This is a genomic window from Tenacibaculum sp. DPLXC6 (assembly GCF_056815515.1).
Map to the genome: position 1 here is coordinate 1,198,255 of NZ_CP141806.1, position 17,679 is coordinate 1,215,933.

Annotated in this window: 19 protein-coding genes and 5 tRNA genes; 14 read left to right on the forward strand and 10 right to left on the reverse strand. The window is 30.9% G+C overall.

Annotated elements, in window-relative coordinates:
* Positions 1 to 86: 86 nt before the first annotated feature.
* The 7 genes from VCM48_RS05290 (at position 87) to VCM48_RS05320 (ending at position 7,900) form a co-directional block, all read left to right on the forward strand.
* On the forward strand, positions 87 to 518 hold the full coding sequence (locus VCM48_RS05290; RefSeq protein ID WP_482272210.1) for a DUF2271 domain-containing protein: 432 nt from the start codon (positions 87 to 89) through the stop codon (positions 516 to 518).
* A 28-nt stretch (positions 519 to 546) separates the two neighbouring features.
* Positions 547 to 2,724: a PepSY domain-containing protein gene (locus VCM48_RS05295; protein WP_482271894.1), complete on the forward strand. Its 2,178-nt coding sequence runs from the start codon at positions 547 to 549 to the stop codon at positions 2,722 to 2,724.
* A 249-nt stretch (positions 2,725 to 2,973) separates the two neighbouring features.
* A complete protein-coding gene (locus VCM48_RS05300) occupies positions 2,974 to 3,189 on the forward strand; it encodes a hypothetical protein (RefSeq protein ID WP_099213850.1) in 216 nt (71 codons plus the stop codon).
* 32 nt (positions 3,190 to 3,221) lie between these two features.
* A complete protein-coding gene (locus VCM48_RS05305; RefSeq protein WP_482271895.1) occupies positions 3,222 to 4,316 on the forward strand; it encodes a hypothetical protein in 1,095 nt (364 codons plus the stop codon).
* A gap of 110 nt (positions 4,317 to 4,426) precedes the next feature.
* Positions 4,427 to 6,493 (forward strand): sensor histidine kinase, encoded by a 2,067-nt coding sequence (locus VCM48_RS05310; RefSeq protein ID WP_482271896.1) that lies wholly within the window; start codon positions 4,427 to 4,429, stop codon positions 6,491 to 6,493.
* A 3-nt stretch (positions 6,494 to 6,496) separates the two neighbouring features.
* On the forward strand, positions 6,497 to 7,246 hold the full coding sequence (locus tag VCM48_RS05315) for a LytR/AlgR family response regulator transcription factor (protein WP_482271897.1): 750 nt from the start codon (positions 6,497 to 6,499) through the stop codon (positions 7,244 to 7,246).
* Positions 7,247 to 7,342: 96 nt separating this feature from the next.
* Positions 7,343 to 7,900: a YqgE/AlgH family protein gene (locus tag VCM48_RS05320; protein WP_274640206.1), complete on the forward strand. Its 558-nt coding sequence runs from the start codon at positions 7,343 to 7,345 to the stop codon at positions 7,898 to 7,900.
* Between the two features lie 2 nt (positions 7,901 to 7,902).
* On the opposite strand, the gene VCM48_RS05325 is transcribed toward VCM48_RS05320, so the two are convergent.
* Together VCM48_RS05325 and VCM48_RS05330 are read right to left on the reverse strand one after the other, a co-directional pair.
* A complete protein-coding gene (locus VCM48_RS05325; protein ID WP_482271898.1) occupies positions 7,903 to 8,733 on the reverse strand; it encodes an aminotransferase class IV in 831 nt (276 codons plus the stop codon).
* 104 nt (positions 8,734 to 8,837) lie between these two features.
* Positions 8,838 to 9,221: an START-like domain-containing protein gene (locus VCM48_RS05330; RefSeq protein WP_274640208.1), complete on the reverse strand. Its 384-nt coding sequence runs from the start codon at positions 9,219 to 9,221 to the stop codon at positions 8,838 to 8,840.
* A gap of 104 nt (positions 9,222 to 9,325) precedes the next feature.
* Here VCM48_RS05330 and VCM48_RS05335 point away from each other — a divergent pair.
* Positions 9,326 to 9,399 (forward strand) — tRNA-Met (locus VCM48_RS05335).
* Between the two features lie 34 nt (positions 9,400 to 9,433).
* On the opposite strand, the gene VCM48_RS05340 is transcribed toward VCM48_RS05335, so the two are convergent.
* The 3 genes from VCM48_RS05340 to VCM48_RS05350 all read right to left on the reverse strand — a co-directional run bounded on the left by VCM48_RS05340 (position 9,434) and on the right by VCM48_RS05350 (position 10,791).
* On the reverse strand, positions 9,434 to 9,688 hold the full coding sequence (locus VCM48_RS05340) for a hypothetical protein (RefSeq protein ID WP_482271899.1): 255 nt from the start codon (positions 9,686 to 9,688) through the stop codon (positions 9,434 to 9,436).
* Positions 9,689 to 9,757: 69 nt separating this feature from the next.
* Positions 9,758 to 10,312 (reverse strand): MBL fold metallo-hydrolase, encoded by a 555-nt coding sequence (locus VCM48_RS05345; protein WP_482271900.1) that lies wholly within the window; start codon positions 10,310 to 10,312, stop codon positions 9,758 to 9,760.
* Positions 10,313 to 10,356: 44 nt separating this feature from the next.
* Positions 10,357 to 10,791, reverse strand: coding sequence for a GNAT family N-acetyltransferase (locus VCM48_RS05350; protein WP_482271901.1), 435 nt, complete (start codon positions 10,789 to 10,791; stop codon positions 10,357 to 10,359).
* A 29-nt stretch (positions 10,792 to 10,820) separates the two neighbouring features.
* On the opposite strand from VCM48_RS05350, the gene VCM48_RS05355 reads away from it, so the two are divergent.
* From VCM48_RS05355 to VCM48_RS05375, 5 genes are all read left to right on the forward strand, one after another.
* The gene (locus tag VCM48_RS05355) at positions 10,821 to 11,267 is read left to right on the forward strand and encodes a GNAT family N-acetyltransferase (protein WP_482271902.1); all 447 of its coding nucleotides are present in this window, start codon (positions 10,821 to 10,823) and stop codon (positions 11,265 to 11,267) included.
* 112 nt (positions 11,268 to 11,379) lie between these two features.
* Positions 11,380 to 11,535: a hypothetical protein gene (locus VCM48_RS05360; protein WP_274640212.1), complete on the forward strand. Its 156-nt coding sequence runs from the start codon at positions 11,380 to 11,382 to the stop codon at positions 11,533 to 11,535.
* A gap of 492 nt (positions 11,536 to 12,027) precedes the next feature.
* A tRNA-Gly gene (locus VCM48_RS05365) sits at positions 12,028 to 12,100 on the forward strand.
* Between the two features lie 42 nt (positions 12,101 to 12,142).
* Positions 12,143 to 12,215, forward strand: a tRNA-Gly gene (locus VCM48_RS05370).
* A 41-nt stretch (positions 12,216 to 12,256) separates the two neighbouring features.
* Positions 12,257 to 12,329 (forward strand) — tRNA-Gly (locus tag VCM48_RS05375).
* 31 nt (positions 12,330 to 12,360) lie between these two features.
* Here VCM48_RS05375 and VCM48_RS05380 read toward each other — a convergent pair.
* Positions 12,361 to 13,008 (reverse strand): rhomboid family intramembrane serine protease, encoded by a 648-nt coding sequence (locus VCM48_RS05380; RefSeq protein WP_099213862.1) that lies wholly within the window; start codon positions 13,006 to 13,008, stop codon positions 12,361 to 12,363.
* An 89-nt stretch (positions 13,009 to 13,097) separates the two neighbouring features.
* Between VCM48_RS05380 and VCM48_RS05385 the strand changes: the two genes are divergently transcribed.
* Positions 13,098 to 14,009, forward strand: a complete 912-nt coding sequence (locus VCM48_RS05385) for a lysophospholipid acyltransferase family protein (RefSeq protein WP_482271903.1) — start codon at positions 13,098 to 13,100, stop codon at positions 14,007 to 14,009.
* Between the two features lie 71 nt (positions 14,010 to 14,080).
* On the opposite strand, the gene VCM48_RS05390 is transcribed toward VCM48_RS05385, so the two are convergent.
* From VCM48_RS05390 to VCM48_RS05405, 4 genes are all read right to left on the reverse strand, one after another.
* Positions 14,081 to 14,156, reverse strand: a tRNA-His gene (locus VCM48_RS05390).
* A 55-nt stretch (positions 14,157 to 14,211) separates the two neighbouring features.
* Complete coding sequence (gene bshB1, locus VCM48_RS05395) at positions 14,212 to 14,928, reverse strand: bacillithiol biosynthesis deacetylase BshB1 (protein WP_482271904.1); 717 nt, start codon at positions 14,926 to 14,928, stop codon at positions 14,212 to 14,214.
* Positions 14,929 to 16,086, reverse strand: a complete 1,158-nt coding sequence (locus VCM48_RS05400; protein WP_482271905.1) for a trans-sulfuration enzyme family protein — start codon at positions 16,084 to 16,086, stop codon at positions 14,929 to 14,931. It abuts the gene before it with no gap.
* Positions 16,087 to 16,161: 75 nt separating this feature from the next.
* Positions 16,162 to 17,571, reverse strand: a complete 1,410-nt coding sequence (locus VCM48_RS05405) for an MATE family efflux transporter (protein ID WP_482271906.1) — start codon at positions 17,569 to 17,571, stop codon at positions 16,162 to 16,164.
* Positions 17,572 to 17,679: the final 108 nt, after the last annotated feature.

The following is a 17,679-nucleotide window of genomic DNA, read 5'->3' on the forward strand; positions in this document are numbered from 1 at the left end:
AAATACAATTACACACAATTTGGTATTAAATAAACCAATAAAAAATGAAAAAAATCATAGCTCTTTTTATTACTGTCTTCACAATAATGGCTTTTAACACAAATGATAGTGCCACGTACAAATGTATGATTCAAATGAAAAATTATACTGGTGAAGGTGCTTACATCGCTATTTCTTTATTAAACCCAACTGGAGAATACGAAAAAACATTGTACGTTCAAGGTGATGATGATGAATGGTATTCTGACATAACCGAATGGTGGAAGTTCCAAGGAAAAGTTCGCACAGATATTGACGCTATCACAGGAGCGACCATTAGCGGAGGTAATCGAGCTATTACCGTATTAAAAATTGACGATGATAAAATTGACAATGGGTATAAAATTAGATTTGAATCAGCTGTAGAAGATCAAGAATACTACAAAAATGACGTAGAATTTGAACTCACTACCGAAAACCTTAAAGGTAAATTTGAAGGAAATGGGTTTATTCGTTACATCCGCTTAATGCCTCAATAATTTTACTAAATAGAAATAGCTAACAAAAATGACCACTTCTATATGGAGATATAGCCACTTAACTTTGGCTATATCTTCTTTCCTTTTCGTACTCGTTGCTGCCGTTACAGGTATTGTTTTATCTTTTGAACCTATTTCAAAACAGCTTTCAGACTACAGTATTTCTAATACTGAAGAAATTACACTTGCTCAAACAATTTCTGAACTACAAAAACAATACGACGAAATAATTTCTATCACTATTGATGAGAATGATTTTGTAACAGCTTCGGTAGTTACCAAAGAAGGAAAAAGTGACACATTTTATGTAAATCCAACTACAGGAGAAAAATTAGGTAGTATTGAAAAAAAGAAACCTATTTTTCAGTTTGCTACTAGCTTACACAGATCTTTATTTTTAAAATCTACAGGAAGATTTATCGTTGGCTTTATTTCATTTTTACTTTGTTTAATTGCGGTAACTGGACTCGTACTAATTGCTAAACGACAAGGTGGATTCAAACAACTTTTTTCTAAAATTGTAAAAGAAAATTTTGAACAGTATTATCATATTATAATTGGTAGGTATACACTTATTCCTATCATCATCATCACGCTAACGGGGGTGTATTTATCGCTAGATAGATTTTCAGTTTTACCTAAAGAAAAAATTAATCACTCTTATAATTTTTCTTCAGCTTCTTCTAACAAAAAAATAGCAGTTGCTGATTTCCCTACATTTAAAAACACCTCTCTAAACGAAGTAAAAAGTGTAGAATTCCCTTTTTCTGAAGATGAAGAAGATTACTTTTTTATGAAACTTAATGATAGTGAAGTACTAATTCACCAATATACAGGGAACATAATCAGTAAAGAGAATCTTTCGTTAACAAGTATGCTTTTAAACTGGAGCTTGTTATTACACACAGGAAATGGAACAATCATTTGGTCAATAGTATTGTTACTTTCTTCAATATCTATCCTGTTTTTTATCTATTCAGGGTTTGCAATGACCTTAAAAAGAACACAGAAAAGTTCACTGCCTAAAAATAAAACTAGTAAAGACAAGGCTGAAATTATCATTTTAATAGGTTCAGAAACAAACAACACCTACCCTTTTGCTTCTTCTTTACTAAATGCTTTAATTAAAAACGGGAAAACTGTTTTCATTGACATCTTAAACAATTACACTTCTTATAAAAGTGCAAAACATCTAATCATATTAACCTCAACTTACGGAGAAGGTGAAGCCCCTTCTAATGCTACTAAATTTATACAACTTGTTCAGCAAACAACTACTACAAATCCAATAAGCTATTCAATAGTTGGTTTTGGCTCTAGAGCATATCCTCATTTTTGTCAATTTGCTATTGATATAAACAACAAACTACAACAACTTCCAGCGTTTACACCTCTTTTACCTGTTTATAAAATTAACAACCAGTCTTTTCAAGATTTTAAAACTTGGGGACATTCATGGAGTAAAAAAACTGAAATTAATTTTGAATTGATACAAGAGATTAAAAAGCCTAAAAAACAACAAGCTTTTACAACTGTTTCTAAAACTGAATTAAACAACGACGATTCTTTTTTAGTTCGTTTACAACCAACCAAAAAGCTACGCTTTAACTCAGGTGATTTACTCGCTATTACTCCCAAAAAAGATAATATTGAACGTTTATATTCTGTCGGAAAAATAGATAACGACATTATACTAAGCATAAAAAAACATGAACTCGGTGTGTGCTCTAATCTACTTTATCAATTAGAAGAAAACGAACCGCTTCAAGCAAATATCAAACAAAATAAAGATTTCTATTTTCCAAAAAAGAACAAAGAAGTAATCTTAATTGCTAATGGAACAGGTATCGCTCCATTTTTAGGAATGTTACAACATAAAAATGGCACAAAAGCGCATTTATTCTGGGGAGGAAGAACTAAAGAATCATTAAAAATATATACTCCTTTGTTAAAAAACATAGAACAAAACGATATTCATATTGCATACTCTCAAGAGCAACATAAAGAATATGTTCAGGACTTGTTATTAAAGAAAGAAACTACTGTTTCTTCTGTTCTGCAAAATGGTGGAACTATAATGATTTGTGGCTCTATTAAAATGCTAAAAGGTGTTGAGAATGCATTAGAACAAATCACTTCAAAAAGACTAAATACTTCTTTAAATCACTTCAAAAAGAATAATCAAATTAAAACAGATTGTTATTAATAAGATAAAAGAACCACCTTATTATTACAAAGGAATTAAGATATAAATGTTCTTTGATTAATAAATTGTTAGATAGATCTGTTTCACTCAAACCACCTTTCTCTTTTACCCTATATACTTTTCTCTGACGGCTAAATATTAAAATCCGAAGACAAAACAACGAATTCTAATTTATCCACTACGAATTCTAATTTACTCCAAATTTGCCTGTACATCTGTGGTAATTTTGATCATATAAAAACAACAATTATGTGGTCAAACAACAATTATTCATCAGTATTAAAAATGTATTTGGAAAAATACACTAGCTTAAAATTACAAATAAACACAAGCGGATTAATCGCTTCTGTTGAAAAACAAGAAAACGGTCAGTGGATTAACGACCGAAACCTTCCTAACATTTTAAATAAACTATCATCTAGTATGAATTTAGGGAAGGATGTAACCATCATTTTACAACAATAACAGTAACTATAATAACCTTAAAACAAAAAACTATGAAACAAAACATTTTAAAAGTAGGTACAGTAATGGGATTACTACTACTAATCGGAGTATTTTCAAATTGTGATAACACAAAGAGTGACAACAAAAACCAAGAACAGGGAAACATTGCTACCATTGAGGAAACTATTGAAAAACCAGCTGTGAAATACAGAAAACCTGTGGTGTTTATTACAGGAAACGACAAAAGAAACAGTCATTTTTACGATAGTGCCAGAGTATATTTCAAAGAAAAAAACTATGAAATAATAAACGGTAAATATTCAGTAGAAGAAATTATTTCTTGGATGAACAACAATGCTACTGAAAACCCTTACGGAGAAGTTCATATTGTAAACAACAACAATCCGTTCAAAGCAATGAATTTAGAAACAGTAATTAAAGGAGATAAAGTAACTGCTGAAACTTTGCAAAAAACAATAAATAGAGGCTCATTACCTTCAGTAAAAAGTGAAGCAATTACAGATGATACTAGAATTATTTTTCATAGCAATCAATTGGCTGAAAACACTGATTTAGTAAACACATTAAAAAGTGCTTTTATAACTGAAGAAAAAATTCCACAAGTAGTTGCTTCACCTTACTACAATGTTTTTGGAGGTGAGTTTTCTAATCATTATTTAGCACAACCATACTATGTGTTTTACCCAACAGCAAATTCACCTGGTAAAGTAGATTTATCAAAAGAAATTGCTAAAAAATATCCAGAAGAAAAAGAAATTTCTTGGTACGATGCTTTAAATAATGAAAAAGAACGTTATGTGGGAGAACCGTATACAATTCAGTATACTATTCCTGTAAATCTGGAATTGGATTACCATAACTCTGATAATGAAATTCCTCAATTTGTAATGCAAGAAGAAATTATGGATTTTATTGCCAGTGAGGAAGCATTAATGAAAGAGGTAGAAAAAACAAATATTCCTGTAGAAAAATTTAGATGGACCTACACTGTAAAAAACAGTCAGTTAATTATAAAAGGTAAAGCTTCTGCTCTATGTGTTTTAAAACCTTTAACTAAACCATACGGAGAATTAGAACATGTTAAACCAGATACCAATAATAAACGTTTATACGCTATGAAATAACTAATAATTGTTGAACAAACGTCATTACAAACTTAGGAGAACCTCATAATAAAAGTAATTGCTTCAACCATTCCCCTTTCGTAATGACGTTTTATTTAAGTATTTTTGTTATGATGAAAATGCAACACTATACTACAAAAACAGCTATGAGAAACAGTTTTGTATTGAGTATTAAAAAATACTCAATACAAAACTTTGTTTTTTTATTACTCTGCTGTTTTTTTTATGGATTCATAAATGTTTCTGCTCAAAATCAACCTTTAAAAACTTATACTAAAAATAACGGATTACCTAGTTTACATATAAATAATGGTTCTCAAGACGAAACTGGCTATATATGGCTTGCTTCTAATAACGGATTAATTCGGTTCAACGGAAATAAGTTTACGACTTTTACTACTAAAAACGGGCTTCTATCAAACAACATTAATACCATTGCTACAAAAGGAAATACTGTTTTTATTGGTACTGATAAAGGTTTAAGTATAAAAAGCCATCGCGGATTCACTAATTTAGAACGTAACAATGTTAACTGTATTCTAACCGCTAAAAACCATACTTTTTTAGGCACTGACAAAGGAATTTTTAGAGTTCGTGAAGATTACCTCTCTCCTCTTCGTACCAACTTTCAAATTGACCTAAATCAGATAAATGATATGTTATTTGATGGAAAGTTTTACTGGATAGCCACAAATAAATCTTTATGGAAACTAGACAAGCTTATCAATCCTGAAATTTTAAAAAGAATTGATGTAAACAATTACACTTCCATTTTAATTAATGGAAAAACAATCATTGCAACCACCTATAATAATGGCATTAAATTTATTAAGGATAATGAAATAGAAACACAAACCATCTCAGCACAAAATGTAACCGAGATAAAAAAAATTAATAATCAATTTTGGATTGTTTCAGAAAGTGAAGGTATTGAAGTACTCGATGCTAATTTTAATTTTGTTAAAAGCATTAATAAATACAATACCTTAACAACTAATAAAATCACCAGTGTTTTTCAAGACGATAAAAATAACACATGGATTTCTACAAAAGATAAAGGGGTTTACTTTATTAAGAGTGATAAAATCATACAAAAAAAGCCAACCATTTCTTTTGAAAGTATTGAAGTTGTTTTTACTCCATTAGATAGTATCAACATAAATAACTACAACAAAACTTTACAGTTACCTGCTGATAAAAACCATATTTCTTTTTATTATAAAACAATTGACATTAATAACTCAAATAATTTAGAATATCGCTACACTCTTAATGGCAAAAAAAGCCCTTGGAGTACTAAAAGTGCTATTGATTTGGCTTATTTATCGCCAGGAAACTATACCTTTTCTGCTCAATCAAGAATAGGAAAAACAGAAAGCACTCCTATTGAGTTTAATTTTTTTATCGATACACCTATCTATAAGAAAAATTGGTTCATTTGGTCTGTTGTTGGATTAGTCTGTTTAATTTTAGCACTTATTATTTGGTCTTACATTCGAAGAATTCAGGCTAAAAACAAAGCAAAAGTTGCAAAATTAGAGTTAGAGAACCATTTGATTTCTTTAGAACAAAAAGCCTTGCAGCTACAAATGAATCCGCATTTTATTTTTAATGTTTTAAACGGGATTAAAGCTTTAGGAAACTCAGGGAAGTCAGCTGAATTAAATACTACCATTAATAAGTTTGCTACACTTTTACGTGGTGTTTTACATAACTCTAGACAAGAAGAAATTAGCTTAGCTGAAGAAATTACTACGCTTAAAAACTATATTGAATTAGAACAACAGATAAACTCTAATACATTTGAATATTCTATAACTACAAATCTTACCATAGATTCTGAAGAAATTTTAATTCCACCAATGCTCATACAGCCTTTTGTTGAAAACAGTATAAAACATGGAATCTCATCTGTTGAAAATGGAAAAATTATGATTAATTTTTCTATAAAAAGCAACCTTTTACATTGTGAAATAGTAGACAATGGTATAGGAATTCATCAATCAAAAGAACTCAAAAAAACAAGCTCACATAAATCAGTAGCATTAAAAGTTACACAAGAGCGAATTCAAAATTTATCAAACAAAAGTACTTTTTCTATTAGTGAAATACGCGAAAAAGGCAAAGTAACAGGAACTAAAGTACTATTTAAAATTCCTTTAAAAACTGATTTTTAAAACATGAAAAAACTTTCTGCAATTTTAGTAGATGATATGCCTACAGCATTGGAAATGCTAAAAAACGATCTTACTCAATTTCATCCTGAAATTGAAATCATTGGCACTGCTAAAAGTGTGGTTGAAGCATCAAAAGCTTTACGAAAACAACAACCAGATATTTTATTTTTAGATATTATGTTAGGAGATGGTACAGGTTTCGATGTTTTAGAAATTCACCCAAATCTATCTTCAAAAATTATTTTTGTTACAGCAAGCGACGAGTATGCTATTAAAGCTTTTAAATTTGCTGCTATTGATTATGTGCTAAAACCATATTCTAATGAAGATTTAGCAAATGCTATTAATAAGGCTAAAGATCAAATTAAACCCGATAAAGAGCAATTAACAGTACTACAACAATCTATTACAAAACCAAATCAACGTCCTAAAAAGATATCTTTAAACACTTCTGACAAGATAATGGTGGTAAATTTAGATGATATTGTTCGTTGTCAATCCGATAATAATTACACGGAGTTTTTTATGAATGATGGTCAAAAAATATTGGTTGGAAAAACTTTAAAACACTTTGCTGACATGTTAAAGGAATATGATTTCTTACGGGTACACCAAAGCCATCTTATTAATATTCAATTTATTAAAGAATTCATAAAATCTGATGGAGGATACTTAGTTTTAAAAAACAAAACAACGGTTCCTGTTTCAGTTCGTAAAAAAAATGAAGTTATTAACGTTTTAGAAAAAATGTAACCACAGTTTTTTCCCTATTTCCTCTGGTTTTTTAACACTTTTGTTAAAGTTTTATTAATATTTTATTTATCTTAGTGTTTATAAACTAAAAAAATTATGGTTGCATTTAAACCGGAAAAAGGTAGGTTATTAATTGCTGAACCAGCAATTTTAAATGATAGTTCTTTTAAACGAACTATTGTTTTACTTACTGAACATAATGAAAAAAGTTCGGTAGGTTTTATTTTAAACAGACCTTTAAACCATGTACTCAGCGATTTAGTTCCTGAGATAGACTGTGATTTTACAGTATATCAGGGCGGACCCGTAGAACAGGATAATTTATATTTTATCCATAAAGTTCCACATTTACTTCCTAACAGTATTGAAGTTGCAAACGGTATTTACTGGGGTGGAAATTTTGATCTTTTAAAAGAGTTATTAAACAATAAACAGTTAAAAGCTAGTGATATTCGCTTCTTTTTAGGCTATTCTGGCTGGGGGACAAACCAACTAGAAGAAGAACTGTTAATGAACTCTTGGTTTATAGCAGAGAATGACTACGAAAATATTTTAACTACCAATGACCAAAGCTTTTGGAAAGACAAGTTATTGGAACGAGGTGGTAAGTATAAAATTTGGGCTAACGCTCCTAGCGATATTCAAATGAACTAGTTCTAACTAGTAACTATTGCAAGCTTTAGGCTACTTTTTATTTTATGAGTTATATCTGTTGAAAATTCTTTTTTACGATAATTAGTAACTGGTTGAATTCCTACAATTGCATTCGTTATAAAAACTTCGTCTGCTTTTTGGATTTCAAAAGGGGAGATAGTTGTTTCTTCTATTGTATATTCTGGGTGTTTTTCTATAATTTCAATTACTTTTTTTCTGATAATTCCCTTAATACATCCTTCTGTTAAAGCTGGAGTTTTTATTGTATTTCCTTTTACTATAAAAATATTTCCATTAATAGCCTCAACAACTCCTTTGCGTTCATTTAGTAAAATACAGTTATCTAAATCGTTTTCTTCAGCAAAAACAGCTGCTAAAGTATTCAGCATTCTGTTGGTTGTTTTTATTGTTGAAAGCAAACCTGAATAATTATAAAAATCTTTAAAAACATCCATTCTATAGGTCTCTTTTTCTACATTTTCTAAAGGAGTTCCTTCAATAATATAATCTATCTCGTTTGTAACAGGCGCATACAAACCTCCGTCTTTTCTAAAAACAGTTAATCGCACTCTGTAAGTAGAAGATTCTGGTAACTCTTTAGTTACCTTAAGAATTTCCTCTTGTAAAAATTCAAGAGTAAACTTCATTGGTATTTTCATACGAAGCATTCGCATTGATGCCATTAACCTAAAATAATGGTCTTCTACAAAAACAACTTTACCATTTAATACTTTAATTGTTTCAAAAATAGCATCGCCATACTTAAAAGCTCTATTCTTTGTTGAAATTTGTACTTCGCTATCAGAAATTAAAGTTCCATTAAAGTTTACCATTTCTTAAAATTTTAATTGCAAACTTACAATTTAGGTGAGTATTAGCCACAAAAAAACTCGACAAAATTGTCGAGTTTATCTTTTAGTTCTTTTCTCCTTGTTTGTTAAGCTCCTATTGTATGTTTTAATTCTTCTATTTGGTTTTGCCAAAGCATTTTTGCTTCTTCAGCATCATCTTCATCATCAGCAAAATCTGTAACAATTACAGCAACGTCTTTTGTTAACGGATCTACCTGTATTTTAAATTCAAAATAACTATCATCACCTTCACTTTCAGTCCATTTAAACTTAATACGCTCATCTGCCTTTTTTGTAATAATCTTTGCCTCTTCTTCAGAGTCATCCCACATAAAAGTAATAATCTTTCCTCGTGAATTTACTCTATCAGCAAACCACTCTTCTAAACCTGCTGGTGTTGCAAAATATTGATATAACATGCTTGGAGATGCATGAATAGGAAACTCTAATTCAAATTTAACTTTGCTCATTTATTTTTTTGTTTAAGTGCCAATATAGATAATTATTTTTTAAAAAAAAATTTAAATGTTTATTGCCTAAAACCAAAAAGTAATTATATTTGCACCCGCAATCAGGCGAGGTAGCTCAGTTGGTTAGAGCGCAGGATTCATAACCCTGAGGTCGGCAGTTCAAATCTGCTCCTCGCTACAAAACCCAAATCATTAGATTTGGGTTTTTATTTTTACTTCATTTTCAAACTTTTATAAATCGCTTCTTTTATTTTTTCTTCTGTAATCCAACCATTATAACTTTTATATTTTTCTGTTATTGAAGAATTACTTTTTACTTCTTCTAGGCTTCTTCCTTTTTTTATTTCTGACGATATAGTACTTTTTAAGTTTTTCAACATACTTAAATATACCTTCAATTCTTTTTCTGATGATACATTTCCATGTCCAGGAATTATTTTAGTATCATCATCTGCTATCATTATCATATTTTCAACACCTTTTATATATCCATCTATTGTACCTCCTGAATCTATATCTATGTACGGAAATCTTCCTTAAAAATAAGCATCTCCTACGTGCAATACATTACTATTTCCAAAATACACTAATGCATCTCCATCAGTATGTGCATTATGAACATGGGTAATCAAAATTGGTTCTTCATTAATATAAAACTGTATATCTTCTGAAAAAGTAATCACTGGTAACGCTTCTTTTGGCGACGCTACCTTTTTCTTACCTCTAACAACTTGATCAATACTCATCCGTTTACGTACATTTTCATGAGATACAATCACTGCTCCTTCTTTTTGAAAATTAGCATTACCTCCTGTATGATCACCATGCCAGTGTGTATTAATTAAATAAGTTATTGGGTTATCCGTAATTGTTTTAATAGCTGCTAATATTTTTTTACTTAAAGGAGCAAATTGATCGTCAATCATAAATACACCTTTTTCTCCCACAAAAATTCCAATATTACCTCCTTGTCCTTTTAAAACATATATATTCTCTGTTAATTTTTCAGGAATAATTTTTACTTCTTTTTGTTGTGAAAAAATATTAAATGATAGTAACGAACATAAAGTTAACTGTAATAATGTTTTCATACTAAAGTGTTTTAATTTTTGAGTAATGGTCGCTAAACAAACCTCTAGTTTACAATATAATACATTTTAAAATGAGGTCCTACTTTTTGCACCCCGAACTCCTCACCTATTGTTACGAAATTTAAACTTTTATAAAACCCAACTGCCTCTTTTCTTGCATTACACCATAAAACATCAATTCCCTTAACTTTTAAAATTCTTTTTGCTTCTTCTATTAATAATCTTCCTGCTCCCATCCCTCTTACTTCTGGTAACGTTGCCATTCCTCTTAATTGATATTGTTCTCCATTAACAACATCTATTCTATTTTGCATAAAAGATGCTATACCTACCAATTTATTGTTGTAAAAAGCTCCTAAGTGAAACGTATTTTCAAGTTCATCTTCCTTAAACTTATAAGGCAAATCAATATTTTTTCGTAAAACAGCTAATCGAATTTCATAGGTATCTTGAGCTGATATATTTTTTATTTTTATCATCTTAAATTTCTTTAATCCAAAAATACAGAATGAAGATAAGTTTTAACCTAATTAATAAAGAAGATATCCTTACAATTCTTCCTCTTTTACGTAAAGCCAATACTACCACACCTCATGATGTTTTAAAAACTAGAGTTTTAGAAATGGCTCAATATCAAAACTATGAATGTATTGGTGTTTTTGATGATAATAAACTTATAGGTATTTGTGGACTTTGGTACAGTATGAGACACTATATTGGAAAAAGCGTGGAGCCTGATCATGTCATTATTGACGAAGCATACAGAGGCAACAGTATAGGCAAAAAACTTTTTAAATGGGTGTATAACTATACCAAAGCTAAAGGTTGTGAAGCTGTTGAATTAAACACCTATACTGCCAATAGAAAATCTCATAAGTTTTACTACAATGAAGGTTTTGAAATCTATGGTTTTCATTTTCTTAAAATTATAAGGGATGAAAAATCTTTTTTCTAGGAGGCTCAAAGAAAGTCTAAAACAAATAATATAAAACCTTACTTTTTTTACGGTTTTATTTCTAATATTATATTTTAAACAACCTAATTTTGAGAAACTTAAAACTTTTATTATGATAAAGAGTATTTCAAACTTAGGAACTAGTTTAAACAAAAAAGAACAACAATCGATTAATGGTGGTAAAGCACAATGTTTATTACCTGACAATACTTGTTCTCGAATTTGGTTTGGTTGTGCTGAACCGCAATGCCAACCTCAACCATTTTAAAATACTAAGCGGGTTTTCCCGCTTTTTTTATCTTCATTAATACTTTAACCATAAAATCTGTACTTTTTATTAGAATGATGAAAGTTACAATTCAAAAGTTTTTATGGTTTAACCTTACCTTTTTTACGTTTTTTTTACTCTTTTATTTATTAAATTCTAAGTACCTTTGCAGTACTTAAGAGACGTCTTAAGTTCTTTTTCATAGCAATTTTCCCACTCAATATTTTTGAGTGGGTTCTTTTTTATCCTTAATACTAGAATTTCGTATACTATACAGATATAATAAAACTTATTTTTAATGTTCTTTTTTATTATAGAATAATAGAATTTACATTTACAGTCATAAAACACTCTTACCTTTTCTAAAATCTTTTAAAAACCTATCTTATTCACTTTCTGAAAACTACCTATTAAAGAAATAGTTTTTGTTATTTTTTTTAAAAATATATTTGTAGATATTAGAAACAGTCTTATATTTGCAACCGCTTTACTGCGGGAGTAGCTCAGTTGGTAGAGCGTCAGCCTTCCAAGCTGAATGTCGCCAGTTCGAACCTGGTCTCCCGCTCTAATTTTTACATAATTGTAAGAAATTACAAAAGTCTTTACCGCGGGAGTAGCTCAGTTGGTAGAGCGTCAGCCTTCCAAGCTGAATGTCGCCAGTTCGAACCTGGTCTCCCGCTCTAATTAAAACATAGCAAGTAATTGCGAAAACTTTACCAATGCGAGAGTAGCTCAGTTGGTAGAGCGTCAGCCTTCCAAGCTGAATGTCGCCAGTTCGAACCTGGTCTCTCGCTCAAAAAAACCGAAACATTAGTTTCGGTTTTTTTATTTATTAAACTTTAGTTTATCTCCAAAGAAAAACAACCCAGCAATAATTAATGCCATTACACCAATCATTATCGTGTGATTCGTTATTACACTTGGTCTCAACAATAACGTTATTAAATACCCTCCTATCGCTCCACCTAAATGTGCTGAATGACCTACATTTCCAACCTGATTTTTCATTCCGTAAATAGAATACAACAAATACCCAACACCAAATACATAACCAGGAATTGGTATTGGAATCGGCAGCATAATCAACTCCATACCTGGGTACAACATTATAGAAGAAAATATTACACCAGACACTGCTCCCGATGCTCCAACTGCACTATAATAAGGTACTCTTTTGTGTTGATACAACGAATACATACTTCCAGCTATCAAACTCACAAAATAAATTAAAACAAAATTTAATGTCCCAAAACTTGAATCAACCACTTTTCCAAACAAATACAAAGCATACATATTAAACCCTAAGTGCAACCAATCTACATGTAAAAAACCAGAAGTTAACATTCTTACTTTCTCTCCTCCTAATATTTTTTGAACCTGAAATTTATAGCGATCAAAAAAAGCAGCATCACTAAACCCTTTAAGAGACACTAATACATTAGCTACAATTAGTATAATAATAATTTGACTCATAATTTTGTATATACCCACAAACATAAACAAAAGTTAATAAAGTAAATCATTCATTAATTAATACGATATTTGCCTAAAATTAAAACTCAATGAAACTACTCATATTTATAATTGTCTATCCGCTAATATGGATATTATCAATTTTACCCATGAGATTATTGTATATAATTTCTGATTTTTTCCGATTTATTGTTTTTGGTCTTGTTGGCTACCGTAAAAAGGTGGTTGTAGAAAACCTAAAAATGGCTTTTCCTGATAAAAGCGACAAGGAAATAAAAAAAATTGCAAGAAAATTCTATAAACACTTTGTTGACTTAATTTTTGAAAGTATTAAAGCTTTTACAATTAGTGAAAAAGAAGTACTAAAACGCTACAAGTATAAAAACCCTGAACTCGTAAACAACCTCACCAAAGAAGGTAAAAGTATTATCCTACTAGGAGCCCATCAAGCTAACTGGGAATGGTCTTTTAGTCTTCCTCTAGTTTTAGATACACAAGTTTTCGGAGCTTACACTAGGCTTACAAATAAGTATTTTGAAAAGGCTGTGAAAAATTCAAGAACTAAATTTGGAATTGAAGGTTTCAAAACTTCAGAAACTATAAAAGGAATTCATAAGAACTATCTTAAAAAAATACAAGGCGCCTATATTCTATTGAGTGATCAATCTCCTCAGGTACATAAAACTCACTACTGGACTGAGTTCTTTGGTATTAAAGTCCCAATACATACTGGAGCTGAAATACTTGCTAAAAGATATGATTTTACTGTAATTAATTACACTGTTAAAAAAATAAAAAGAGGTTATTTTGAAACTGAATTTGAATTAATTACAGATTCACCAAAAGATTTTGAAAACTATCAGATTACCGATAAATACCTAGAAATAACCGAAAGAAACATAAAAGAACAGCCAGAGTGTTATTTATGGACACATAAACGTTTTAAGCACAAAGACAAATATGAACAATGGCTAGAAAACAGAAAAGCTTCTCAAAAATAACTGAGAAGCTTTTTTTTTATTCAATACTAATTTTAAAACACAAAAAAACCTTCTCGTTTTGAGAAGGTTTTGGGTGAAAGACCGGGTTCGAACCGGCGACCTCCGGAACCACAATCCGGCGCTCTAACCAGCTGAGCTACAATCACCATGTAACTTGCGGGTGCAAATATACAAGCTTTTAGTATTTTGGCAAAACTTTTTTTTAAATTAATTTACTTAAATTTTCCACTGCCACGTAACGTTCTGATGTAAAGCCCTCTGCAAAACCAACTCCTATTAATCTTCCTAAGTCTCTTGCTCTATATTCTATACTATCAGTAAAATTTTTGCTGGTTATAGGCGTTTCTGGCTCATTGCTTTTCGGATCAAAAAACTGTGATGAATACGCCATAACTGAGCTTATCTTTTTATCCATGAATCCAGTAACATCTACTACAAAATCAGGTTCAATGTTTTTCCATTGTATGTAATGGTATACTTGTTTTGGCCTCCACTTTTCTTGCTGAACTCCTTCTAACTCTGTTGCTATTTTAAGCAAACCGCTTAAAAAGCAAGCATCTGACACTAACTGACTTCCTTTAGGGTGATCAATGTGGCGATCGTCTATAGCATTACACAATACTATTTCTGGCTGATACTTACGTATCATTTTTATGATTTCTAGTTGATGTTCTTTATCATTTTTAAAAAAGCCATCTGCAAAACCTAAGTTTTCACGTATTGAAACTCCTAAAATTTCGCCTGCAATTGCAGCTTCTTCATCACGTAATTCAGCAGACCCTCTTGTTCCTAGTTCTCCACGAGTTAAATCAACTATCCCTACTCTTTTTCCTTGTGAAATTTCTTTGGCTATGGTAGCTGCACATCCTAATTCTACATCATCTGGATGTGCTCCAAAAGCTAATATATCTAGTTTCATTTATTGTATTGTTTTTTGTAATGCTTGTTCTATATCTTTAATTAAATCTTTTGTTTCTTCTATTCCTATCGAAAAACGAATAAGTCCATCTTTTATTCCTTGCTTTGCTCTTTCTTCAGGCGAAAGTAATGCATGTGACGTTTGTGTGGGACTCAGCATAGTACTTTCAACTCCTGCTAAACTCATAGACGGTTTTATTAATGCTAAATTACGTTGAAAATCCATCGCATTAATTTCTTCTTGTAACTCAAAAGACAACATGCCTCCAAAATACTTCATTTGAGATTTAGCTAACTCATAATCTGTATGCGATTTTAACCCTGGGTAGTACACCTTAGCTATGTGTTCATGCTTCTCTAAATATTTTGCCATTTTTAGAGCATTTTTACTTTGGCGCTTTACGCGTAAATTCATCGTTTTTAAACTACGTTCTAACAACCACACTGTAAAATCACTTAAACTCCCTCCTAGGTTCTTTGCTAAATTCCATATTCGTTGTATATGTTCTTCTGAAGCAGCTACTGCTCCTGCCAAAATATCTGAATGACCTCCCATATATTTAGTCGCAGAATGTATCATAATATCAATTCCAAAATCAACTGGTGTTTGATTAATTGGAGAGGCAAATGTATTATCTATCATTGTTACAATACCATGTTCCTTTGCCAAATTAGCAACAGCCTGTATATCCACCACTTTTAATAAAGGGTTGGATGGAGTTTCAATAAAAATCACACGCGTATTATGCTGAATTTCTTTTTCAAAGTCTTCAATAGCTAAACTATCCGTAAACGAATATTCTATTCCGAATTTGTCAAACTCTTCTACTACAAAATTATAGGTTCCTCCATACAAGGTTTCTTGTAACACTACATGATCTCCTTTTTGTAAAAATGCTAATAACGAAGTACTAATAGCAGCCATACCTGAACCAAATAGCAAACCTGCTTCTGTTTTTTCTAAAGCCGCTATCTTTTTAGACAAAGCTTCCTGATTAGGCGTATTGAAATAACGTGGGTATCTTTTTACGTCAACATTATCAAATTGATAAGAGGTTGACATATAAATTGGTGAAATAGCTCCTTTAAATTGTTCATCTTTTATTTCGCCAACATGCATACATATAGTATTAATGCCTAATTTAGGTTTAGTATTCATAGTTATAAGAGGTTTTAAAATCTTAGACTTTAGATTTCTTTACAGAACTTTAATAGCTAAGTTACAAAAACTACCTTATACCTTAACAGATTTCCATTTTCCTTTTTTAAACAACCAAATACCTACAACAGCTATTAAAATTTCTGCTAATGTTATTGCTAAAAAGACTCCAATAGGGCCAAAATCTAATGTAATTGCCATTAGGTATGCAAATGGTAATTGAAATAGCCAAAAACATACAAAATTGATATAGGTTGGTGTTTTTGTATCTCCTGAACCATTAAAAGATTGAATTACCACCATTCCGTAGGCATAAGCTATATATCCTGCTGCCATTATTTGCAAACACAATGCTCCATTTTCAACAACTTCAGTATTTTCAGAAAACCATCCTAAAAAGGTTGGAGCAAAAACTATATAAATCAATGAGACTGCTCCCATAAAAATTGCACAGTACTTACTAGTTATCCAAACAGATTTCTCAGCCCTTTCTGGTTGTTCAGCTCCTAAGTTTTGACCTACTAATGTTGCTGCAGCATTACTCATTCCCCAAGCAGGCATTAAGGTAAACATCATTATTCGAATAGCAATTGTATATCCAGCAAGTACTTCACTTCCAAATTCAGACATAATTCGCATTAAAAATACCCAGCTTGAAGTTCCGATAATAAATTGTCCTATTCCACCTAATGACACTTTAATTAAGTTTATCATTACAGAAACTCTCACTACTAAATCTTTAATAGCCAATTTAACTTTACCTGCTCCAAAAAATAAAACTGCTAATTGAGTTACTACTGCCGTACCTCTACCAATTGTCGTTGCTATAGCTGCCCCTTCTACTCCGTATGCCGGTACAGGACCTAAACCGAAGATAAAAATAGGGTCGAGAATAATATTTAATCCATTCGACAAGATCAACGTCCACATTGCAATAGATGCATTTCCTGCTCCTCTAAAAATTGCATTGATTAAAAAGAGTAGCATTACAGTAATGTTTCCTCCTAACAATACTTGGGTATACCCAAAGCCTTCAGCTATTAAGTCTGGCTCACCTCCCATTAATCCTAATATTTCTTTCGGATATAAAATTCCAACAACACTAATAAGAATTGAAATAAATACTCCTAAAAAAATAACTTGTACTGCTGTTTGGTTTGCTCCTTCTGAATCTTTTTCTCCTGTTCTTCTGGCCACTAAAGCAGTTGCCGCCATACTTAACCCTATCGCTACTGCGTATACTAAGGTTAGTACCGATTCAGTTAATCCTACAGTAGCTACTGCGTTTACACTTACTCTCGACACATAAATAATATCTACCAGAGCAAAAATAGATTCCATTAGCATTTCTAAAATCATCGGAATTGCTAATAAAAAAATAGCTTTACGAATACTTCCTGTCGTAAAATCTTGCTGTCTTCCTAAAACAGCATCTTTAAAAAGTGAAAATATGGTTTGTTTTGATGTTTGATTGTTATCAGTCATTATAAAGTTTTATAAATACATAAAATTGTCTTAAAAAGAGTAAGACATAACTATTTGTTGCTCAGGCAACACTTCTATTTTAGACGACTCATACAATCATAATGGAGC

Coding starts and splice junctions, on each gene's coding strand:
- VCM48_RS05290 (WP_482272210.1), top strand. CDS start 87: ATGGCTTTTAACACAAATGATAGTGCCACGTACAAATGTATGATTCAA.
- VCM48_RS05295 (WP_482271894.1), top strand. CDS start 547: ATGACCACTTCTATATGGAGATATAGCCACTTAACTTTGGCTATATCT.
- VCM48_RS05300 (WP_099213850.1), top strand. CDS start 2,974: ATGTGGTCAAACAACAATTATTCATCAGTATTAAAAATGTATTTGGAA.
- VCM48_RS05305 (WP_482271895.1), top strand. CDS start 3,222: ATGAAACAAAACATTTTAAAAGTAGGTACAGTAATGGGATTACTACTA.
- VCM48_RS05310 (WP_482271896.1), top strand. CDS start 4,427: ATGATGAAAATGCAACACTATACTACAAAAACAGCTATGAGAAACAGT.
- VCM48_RS05315 (WP_482271897.1), top strand. CDS start 6,497: ATGAAAAAACTTTCTGCAATTTTAGTAGATGATATGCCTACAGCATTG.
- VCM48_RS05320 (WP_274640206.1), top strand. CDS start 7,343: ATGGTTGCATTTAAACCGGAAAAAGGTAGGTTATTAATTGCTGAACCA.
- VCM48_RS05325 (WP_482271898.1), bottom strand. CDS start 8,733: ATGGTAAACTTTAATGGAACTTTAATTTCTGATAGCGAAGTACAAATT.
- VCM48_RS05330 (WP_274640208.1), bottom strand. CDS start 9,221: ATGAGCAAAGTTAAATTTGAATTAGAGTTTCCTATTCATGCATCTCCA.
- VCM48_RS05340 (WP_482271899.1), bottom strand. CDS start 9,688: ATGATAATGATAGCAGATGATGATACTAAAATAATTCCTGGACATGGA.
- VCM48_RS05345 (WP_482271900.1), bottom strand. CDS start 10,312: ATGAAAACATTATTACAGTTAACTTTATGTTCGTTACTATCATTTAAT.
- VCM48_RS05350 (WP_482271901.1), bottom strand. CDS start 10,791: ATGATAAAAATAAAAAATATATCAGCTCAAGATACCTATGAAATTCGA.
- VCM48_RS05355 (WP_482271902.1), top strand. CDS start 10,821: ATGAAGATAAGTTTTAACCTAATTAATAAAGAAGATATCCTTACAATT.
- VCM48_RS05360 (WP_274640212.1), top strand. CDS start 11,380: ATGATAAAGAGTATTTCAAACTTAGGAACTAGTTTAAACAAAAAAGAA.
- VCM48_RS05380 (WP_099213862.1), bottom strand. CDS start 13,008: ATGAGTCAAATTATTATTATACTAATTGTAGCTAATGTATTAGTGTCT.
- VCM48_RS05385 (WP_482271903.1), top strand. CDS start 13,098: ATGAAACTACTCATATTTATAATTGTCTATCCGCTAATATGGATATTA.
- bshB1 (WP_482271904.1), bottom strand. CDS start 14,928: ATGAAACTAGATATATTAGCTTTTGGAGCACATCCAGATGATGTAGAA.
- VCM48_RS05400 (WP_482271905.1), bottom strand. CDS start 16,086: ATGAATACTAAACCTAAATTAGGCATTAATACTATATGTATGCATGTT.
- VCM48_RS05405 (WP_482271906.1), bottom strand. CDS start 17,571: ATGACTGATAACAATCAAACATCAAAACAAACCATATTTTCACTTTTT.